The 7,871-nt window shown below is 68.2% G+C and carries 7 protein-coding genes and 3 pseudogenes; 3 read left to right on the top strand and 7 right to left on the bottom strand.

The features are described from left to right. The coding region (locus tag ACF1DX_RS38845) for a transposase (protein WP_391795855.1) at positions 1–171 on the top strand (171 nt) is incomplete at its 5' end. A gap of 5 nt (positions 172–176) precedes the next feature. Here the strand turns inward: ACF1DX_RS38845 and ACF1DX_RS38840 are convergent. The 3 genes and pseudogenes from ACF1DX_RS38840 to ACF1DX_RS38830 form a co-directional block, all read right to left on the bottom strand. After that, on the bottom strand, positions 177–575 hold the full coding sequence (locus tag ACF1DX_RS38840) for a nuclear transport factor 2 family protein (RefSeq protein WP_391795853.1): 399 nt from the start codon (positions 573–575) through the stop codon (positions 177–179). A gap of 328 nt (positions 576–903) precedes the next feature. Next, a pseudogene (locus tag ACF1DX_RS38835) lies at positions 904–1,071 on the bottom strand (IS5/IS1182 family transposase); the annotation flags it as partial. Between the two features lie 416 nt (positions 1,072–1,487). Then, positions 1,488–2,390 carry an aldo/keto reductase gene (locus ACF1DX_RS38830; RefSeq protein WP_391795854.1) on the bottom strand — a complete coding sequence of 301 codons (903 nt, stop codon included), beginning with the start codon at positions 2,388–2,390 and terminating at the stop codon, positions 1,488–1,490. A 906-nt stretch (positions 2,391–3,296) separates the two neighbouring features. Between ACF1DX_RS38830 and ACF1DX_RS38825 the strand changes: the two genes are divergently transcribed. Then, positions 3,297–3,908, top strand: coding sequence for a TetR/AcrR family transcriptional regulator (locus ACF1DX_RS38825; protein WP_391795852.1), 612 nt, complete (start codon positions 3,297–3,299; stop codon positions 3,906–3,908). Positions 3,909–3,989: 81 nt separating this feature from the next. Here the strand turns inward: ACF1DX_RS38825 and ACF1DX_RS38820 are convergent, their stop codons facing one another. The 4 genes and pseudogenes from ACF1DX_RS38820 to ACF1DX_RS38805 form a co-directional block, all read right to left on the bottom strand. Continuing rightward, entirely contained in the window at positions 3,990–4,934 is a 945-nt protein-coding gene (locus ACF1DX_RS38820) for a hypothetical protein (RefSeq protein ID WP_391795851.1), read from the bottom strand. Further along, a complete protein-coding gene (locus tag ACF1DX_RS38815; RefSeq protein ID WP_391795850.1) occupies positions 4,931–5,284 on the bottom strand; it encodes a transposase in 354 nt (117 codons plus the stop codon). Before ACF1DX_RS38815 ends, ACF1DX_RS38820 begins: the two co-directional genes overlap by 4 nt. 119 nt (positions 5,285–5,403) lie before the next feature. After that, positions 5,404–6,753: an IS30 family transposase gene (locus ACF1DX_RS38810; protein WP_391795849.1), complete on the bottom strand. Its 1,350-nt coding sequence runs from the start codon at positions 6,751–6,753 to the stop codon at positions 5,404–5,406. A gap of 79 nt (positions 6,754–6,832) precedes the next feature. Continuing rightward, a pseudogene (locus tag ACF1DX_RS38805) lies at positions 6,833–7,426 on the bottom strand (IS3 family transposase); the annotation flags it as partial. 188 nt (positions 7,427–7,614) lie between these two features. Here ACF1DX_RS38805 and ACF1DX_RS38800 point away from each other — a divergent pair. After that, positions 7,615–7,871, top strand: a pseudogene (locus tag ACF1DX_RS38800) (IS110 family transposase); the annotation flags it as partial.

The following is a 7,871-nucleotide window of genomic DNA, read 5'->3' as shown; positions in this document are numbered from 1 at the left end:
CACGGCTCCGGCCCGGGCATCTTCCGCTGGGTCGTCGAACGCACCATCTCCTGGCTCCACGGCTTCCGCCGCCTGCACATCCGCTGGGAACGACGAGACGACATCCACGAGGCCTTCCTCGGCCTCGCCACCTGCCTCATCACCCACCGCCACGTCCAACGCCTTTGTTAGGACCTCTAAGCGGTTGCGGCGATGTGCATGAGGTGAGTGTCGGCGATCTGCTCGAAGCGCACGATTTTCCCGTCGGTGACATGCCATAGGTGCGCGCTTCTGGCGCTGAAGGACTTCGCGGTCGTGCCGTGGGTCCCCTGGTAGGTTCCGATGGCGACTATGAACTCACCGGCATCGATGAGCTGTTCAAGCTGGTAGCCCCATTGGCTCCAGTCGCGTGCCAGGACATTGAAGACGTTGTCCGTGATTTCCTCTTTGGTCCGAAACACACCGGGAGCCGGAAAGCCTTCACATTCGATCCATTGCAGATTGGGCGACAGGTTCTTGTAGAAGGAGACCAGGTCGCCTTCCATGTAGGCCTGATAGAGATCGCTGATTACCTTGAATCCTTGGGAATGAGACATTTCCGTTCCTTTTCTGCGCGGGTATTATGACAATAGCGAATTTTAGACCGGTCGTCTGCTCGATTGTTCTCCTCTAGTGTCCTGACTTCGCGTGGGCATCGGCGCGGACGGCGTTGCCGCAGCCATCTCGACAGTCCCACTGGCGGGGCGCTACAGCGTCAGGGCCGGGTTCACACGGAGCGGTGTCCCGCTTGAATGCGCAGATCAGCACAGCTTCGGGGTTGTCGAAGAGGACGAGGTTCATGGGGAGTGACATGGTTTTCTGTCCAGGGTGTCCGGGGACCGCTTTAGTGAGCGTCTGGTTCTTTGTTCTCCGTTTGGTTCGGGGTTAGGTGCCGCGCCGGTTGGGGGTGTTTTCCTGGGTGGCTCGACGGCTCATGAGGTCGATAGCGGCGATATGGATCATGGCGGCTGATCGGTGTGGGTGGGTTTCGTAGTCGCGGGTGAGGCGGCGGTGGTGCATGAGCCAGGACAGGGTGCGTTCGACCACCCAGCGATGCCGGCCCAGGCGCTGCGAGTTCTCGACACCGCGGCGGGTGATACGAGGAACGATGTTTCACTCACGGAGCCATCGACGCAGGTGGGGATAGTCGTAGCCCTTGTCGCCGTGGAGCTTTGCCGGTCGGCGACGCCGCGGTCCGCAGGGGCTGCGGACCGATGGGATGCCCATGACCAGCGGTTGCAGGGCCAGGCTGTCGTGGGTGTTGGCGGCCGAGATCGCGACAGAGACGGATCAGGCCGCCCCGGCGAACGCATCGCCGGCCGCAACGCACGGTCAGCGCGCCACTGCCGACGCCGCCCCTCCGGAACATCGCTGGTCTTCACACTCCAGTCCGCCGTGGCCACGCCGCACACCTCCGAGATCAGGGTGTTGCGACGACCAGTTGAATCCACCGTGGGTCAGCGGGTGAGCTATCGCGTCGCGTCGGTGAGTTCGGCGATCTCCTGGGCGTTCAGGTGGAGGTCGGCGGCGGCGATGTTGTCCTCCAGGTGAGTGACCTTGGAGGTGCCGGGGATGGGGAGGATGACCGGGGAGCGGTCCAGCAGCCAGGCGAGTGCCACCTGGGAGGGGGTGGCGCCGTGGGTGGTGGCGATGCGGTCGACCGGGCCGCCGGGGGCGGTCAGTGTTCCGGCGGCGACGGGCGCCCAGGGGATGAAGCCGATGCTCTCGCGTTCGCAGTGGGCCAGGACGTCGGCGGAGGTGCGGTCGGTGAGGTTGTAGCGGTTCTGGACGGTGGCGATGTCGGCGATCCGCCGGGCCTGCTCGATCTGTTCCACGCTGACCTGGGACAGGCCGATCGCGGCGATCTTCCCCTCGTCCTGAAGGTTCTTCAGCTCGCCGACCTGCTCCTCCAGGGGCACCTTGGGGTCGATCCGGTGGAGCTGGAAGAGGTCGATGCGCTCCAGGCCGAGGCGGCGCAGGCTCATCTCCGCCTGCTGGCGGAGGTATTCGGGACGGCCCAGCGGCAGCCATCCCTGGGAGCCCAGCTGCTGCACACCCTGGTCGGTGCGGATGGCGTCGGGGCCGGGGCGGGCCAGGCCGGCCTTGGTGGCGATCAGGACGTCGTCGGGATAGGGGTGGATCGCCTCGCGGATGATCTCTTCGCTGACGTGCGGGCCGTAGGAGTCGGCGGTGTCGATGAACTGCACCCCCAGCTGGACGGCGCGGCGGACGACGCGGATGCACTCGTCGCGGTCCTCGGGTTCTCCCCATATGCCCAGGCCGGTCAGGCGCATGGCGCCGAAGCCCAGGCGGGCGACCTTCTTTCCGGCGATCTCGAAGTTGCCAGCGGTATGGGCGGTCGGTGTGGTCATGGCGTGGTGTCCTTCGTGGTGGTGCGGAACGGGGGTGTTGCGGGGGTCAGGCCAGGCCGAACAGAGCCACGACTGGCGGGCGGCCCATGTGGGGTACAGCGCGCCCATGGCGTCGAGCAGTTCGCGCTCGCTGGAGGTCTCCCTCTTCAGGCGGGCGAAGTCGTTCAGGTAGCGCTTGGCCCATTCGATGCGCTCGGGGGCGTCCGGGACGCCCGGCTTCTTGTGGCCGGCGACGACGGTCTTGGGGTTCAGCGCCGCCAGGCGGTCCAGCGCGGCTGTCCAGTTCTCGCGGATGTCGTCGGTGAGCTCGGCGACGTACTGGTAGCACTGGTTGTGGACTACGTCCCCGCCGACCACGAGGCCGAGGTCGGGCACGTACAGCGAGGTGCTCTCGGGCGCGTCGGGGTGGCCCTGTTCGATGATGCGCAGCCGCCTTCGGCGTGGCGATCGCCCTGGCGTCGGGGAAGTGCCGCAGCAGCACGCTCAGCCCGGCGAAGTGGTCCAGGCGGCCGTGGGTGATGTAGATCGTCGTGAGATTGCGGTGGTGGAGCCTGACCCACGCGGCCAGCGCCTCGGGCCTCGGGCACGGTGGTCAGCGGGTCCACCAGGACCGCGTCGCTCTCGCCGTAGATCAGCGTCGGGACCATCGGGTCCCATGCCATTGGTGCCCCGGTCCGTGGGGCCGGTCGCCTACGAGGGGCTTCTCGGGCACATTGAAATGCAGCACAGAGGTCATGACAGACACGTCCTTTCGGCGGCGGGTGCGCGACCGCAACCTTGTATGCTCTACGTCATAAAACATATAATGCTGTCGGCGGGTCCGCAAGCAGGGCCGGCTACAACGTCAGCACCACTTGGGCCGCCCCGCAGGCCGGCGGCGGTCCGTCAGACGAGGAAAGGGGCGCGATGAGTCCCCGCAAGAGCGACAGCCGCGAGCGCATGCTGCACTCCACGATGATTCTGCTGCGCGAGTACGGCGCGAGCGCGACCACCATGGACCGGGTCCTCGCGCACAGCGGCGCTCCGCGCGGCTCGGTCTACCACCACTTCCCCAGGGGTCGGACCCAGCTGATGGAGGAAGCGGTGACCCTCGGCGGGGGCCTGATGACCGGCATGATCGAGACCCTCGCGCAGGCCGACGACCCGGTGAGGGCGGTCGACGATTTCTTCGCGCACTGGCGCAGTCAGGTGGCCGACAGCGGCTTCCGGGCCGGCTGCGCGATCGTCGCGGTGGCCGTGGAGACCAACGACGACGCCCCCCAGCTCGCCCGCACCGCGGGCCAGGCCTTCGCCCGCTGGCAGCAGGCGTTCACCACCCTCCTCACGCGGCACGGTCTGCCAGAGGAGCGCAGCCGCCGCCTGGCCGCCCTGATCGTCGCCGCGGAAGAGGGCGCCGTGGTGCTGTGCCGGGCGCAGGAGAGCACCCTCCCGATGGAGGACGCCGCCGCCGAGATCCACGAACTGCTCGTCCACGCCCTCGCGGACCGGCCAGAAACCCGCGCCGACACCGGGCCGTGACCCCCGGCAACACCAACCGCACCCGACCGACTCACCGAGAAGGAGCCGCCATCCCCACGCTGGAGCGCCAGGACGACGTCTTCATCCTCGATCTCGGCGACGGGGAGAACCGCCTCCTGCACACCTTCGGCGCGCTGTGCGACGACACAGGTCTCGTCGCGCCGGCCACCGCCGGCCGGATGCGCAACCTTCGAGTGCAACGGACAACCACAGGAGCACGAGCAGCACCCGGTCGTCGCACCGCACGTCGCCGCACTGTTGACGCTGCGGCAGACCGAGGCCGATCAGCCATCCCACCGGGTCCTTGATCGGCCCGGCCAGCCGCATCTGGTCGGCCAACCGCCGGGCAAGCCGGTCGGCGAGGACCTGCGGCGCGTCCGCGCGGCCGGCGAACCCGACCACCCTGCCCAGCTCGCTGCGGGCGGCGGTCTCCACCAGGCGGCGGGCGGCCGGACGCTCCAGCCGCGCCCACACCAGGTCCACCGGCGCCAGAACGGCCCGCAGATCCTCCGGCGGCAGCGGCACCCTCCCCCGCTGCCGCTTGCCCTGACCCTCACCGTCCACGACCCGCACCGGACCGTCGGCCACCGGCCCGCAGCCGGGCTTCTCGCTGCTGATCGACGGGGACTTCTCCTGCTGTCCCCCGCGGAGCGGGCCGCCGTCCTCGCCCGCGCACGCACAGTCCGGCAGACCGTGGTTCCCACCACGGCCTTCGCCGGAAAAGCCACCAGAGAGCGCAAGAGAACCACCGGGAGTAACCCCAGAAGCGTGGAGAGCGTGGTGCTGTGCAGTTGCGGCGAGGTCTGCCGATCCGGCCATCCCGTCCTGTCCGGTGCCCTCCACCCCAGTCGTCACAAGGATCTTGCCTGTCTCGCCGGACTCAAGATCTCCGGATGCAGTACCGGCGAGGTCTGAAATCAGAGACTTGGCGACCCGGCGGACCTCCCGCACGGCCACACCGTGGGCCTCGGCAACCGGCACCAGACGCACCCGCGACTGCGCGTTCAGGCCCGAGCCGGTCTTCATGCATCCGGCGACCCGACCTCGACGGGCAGCGGCGGCGGCCAGCTCACGGACGAGCGGGTACATCGTTTTCCCGGCAGATTCGCCTGCGACAGATACGCCGCAGCCCTCCGAAGAACCTCGTTCTCCTGCTCCAGCAGCCTGATCCGTTTGCGGGCCTCGCGGAGCTCGGCCGACTCACCCGACGCCGCTGCGGGCCCGGCGCCCTCGTCGGTGCCGGCGCGGCACAGCCACTTCGACAGCGTGATCGAGTAAACGCCGAAGCCGGCGGCGATCCGTTCCAGCCTGACGCCCGGCTCGCGGTTGCGCGCGACCCGCACGACGTCCTCGCGGAACTCCTTCGGACACGGCATGGGCACTGCAACATCCCTCCAGGCCGCCTCTCAGCAAGCCAGGCCAGGTGTCACCTATCCGTGCAGCAGTCCCGAACGACGTGTACTGACCGGGTTCAACCAGTGGATGCAACACCGGCTTATGTGATCGATAGTAGATGGTCGTTGAGGGCTTCGGCGGGTGTCTTCCAACCGAGGCTCTTACGAGGGCGACTGCTGAGGGCGGCAGCGACCGCCTCGATATCCTCCGCCGCCCATCGAGAAAGGTCCGTGCCCTTCGGGAAGTATTGGCGCAACAAGCCGTTCGTGTTCTCGTTGGTGCCGCGCTGCCAGGGACTGTGCGGGTCGGCGAAGTAGACCGGGACGCCGGTCTCGACCGTGAACTGGGCGTGCGCCGACAGCTCCTTGCCCCGGTCCCAGGTCAACGACCGCCATAGTTGCCCGGGCAGGGTGCAGACTGTGGCCGCAAGCGCATCTTTCATCGTCACCGCGCCATAGCCGGCCAGTGGCGGTCCGTTCTTGGTACGAGGGACGATGCCGTAACCGTCCTGGCGGGGCAGGTGGACAAGCACTGTGAATCGGGTCGTGCGCTCGACCAGCGTGCCGATCGCCGATCGCTCGAGTCCGATCAGGAGGTCGCCCTCCCAGTGTCCTGGTACGGCGCGGTCGTCGGCTTCCGCCGGTCGTTCACTGATCAGTACCTCGGGCGTGACGTGTGCCCACGCCGTCCTTTTGGACCGGGCCCGGGGCACCCGCAGGGCTCTGCCGGTGCGCAGGCAGGCAACGAGCTCACGCTTGAGCGCTCCACGGCCTTCGATGAACAGGGCCTGGTAGATCGTCTCATGGCTGATCCGCATGGACTCATCATCGGGGAAGTCGACCTTCAGCCGGTTCGCGATCTGCTCCGGACTCCACGCCATGACCCATTGGCGGTCGCCGCGGTGGGGCTTGTTCCTCCCCTTCCACCGCGGGCCCTGCGGTCCCAGCACCGTCCCGTCCGGGCGGCTGACCTGGCCGGAAAGCCTTTCCTGCACGTAGTCCCGCAGCCGGTCGTTCGCGGCCGGCTTTGCTGTCTTCGGGCGCTGGGCCACGAGATCGGCCTTCCACTGCGCGACCGACGCCCGGTAGTCCAGCCGACCACCGCGGGTCGCGGCGTTGCGCCGCAGCTCCCGGGATACCGTTGATGGATCGCGGCCGAGACACCGCGCGCTCTCCCGGACTCCGATGCCCTGTGCTTTGAGAATCGCGATCTCTTCGCGCTCGTGAAGGGACAGGTACCGGCCAAACTGCGGAGCAAGATCCATTGGTGGCATGCCGCCACCGTGACGGAACCACCTGCAACCCGCCGCCTGGGATACGCCAACCGCAGCTGCCGCCTCCTCGGAGAGCACCCCCTTCGCGATTTCCCGCCAGAACTGACGTTCCACTTCCCGCCGAAGCGCCGGCGCACCCGGGGACTTCATCGGCGACCGTCCGGTCAACGACGCCATCCACCCTGCTGGCCTGCCCATCAACACCTCCGAGGACGAGGTGTTGCAACGACCGGTTGAATCCGCCCTGCGTGCCGCGATCGGAGTGGAACACCACGCCTCGCACGTCACCTCCCCGGACGTCAACGGCGGCCTGGACCGCGTCGACGGCCAGGTCGGCGCGCATGTGCTCGGCCAGCGACCAGCCCACGACCCGCCGCGAGTGCATGTCGATCACCGTGGCCACGTACATCCACGACCCGCCGACCGGCAGATACGTGATGTCACCGCACCACTGGACATCTGGTGCCGGAGCCGCGAACACACGTCCCACCAGGTCCGGTGCCGGCGGCACGCTCTTGTCCGCGACCGTCGTGCGCACGCTGCGCCGCAGGTGCCGGCCGGCCAGTCCGCGCTCGCGCATCAGCCGGGCGACCCGCTTGTGGTTCACCGGCCCATGCCGCTCACGCAGCTCCCGGGTGACCCTGGGAACTCCGTAAGCGCCATTCGACTCGCCGTGGATCTGCTCGATCCGAGCGCCCAGGTCCTCGTCGGCGGCCCTCCGGGCGGCCCGGGTGGCCGCCGCGGCGATCCACCGGTAGAAGCCGGACTCCGACACGTCCAGCACCCGGCACAGCCGCTGCACTCCGTACAGGTCACGATGGTCGGAGATGAACCGCCAGCGGCCGGTCATCGACCCATCTCCTTGGCAAAATACGCGGCCGCCTTGCGCAGGATTTCCCGCTCCAGCTCCAGCTCACGGACCTGCTTGCGCAGACGGCGCAGTTCCTCGCGCTCCTGCGGGCTCAACGGGCCCTCACCACCCGGGCCGCGAACCGGCCGCACGGCCCGCCACCCCAGAACCACCCCCCGCTGAAACGGGTGCTGGAGCCACGATCGCAGCACCCGGCCGTCCTCACCCTGCTGGAACAGTTCGGATCACCCGCCCAGATCCGCAAGGCCGGCAGGCACCGCCTGGTCACCCTGCTGCGGCCGCAGGCACCGGGGACGGCCCAGCGGCCGGCCGAGGAGATCTTCACCGCACTAAGAAGTCATCTCATTTGGCTGGGTAAGCTGCCGGTCGTGGCAGGGATTGTTGAGCGGCTGGTGCCGGACGAGTTGTGGGAGTTGTTCCAGCG

The sequence above is a fragment of the Streptomyces sp. NPDC014676 genome, from assembly GCF_043084105.1.
GTDB lineage: Bacteria > Actinomycetota > Actinomycetes > Streptomycetales > Streptomycetaceae > Streptomyces.
This window is presented reverse-complemented; position numbering and strand designations above follow the sequence as displayed.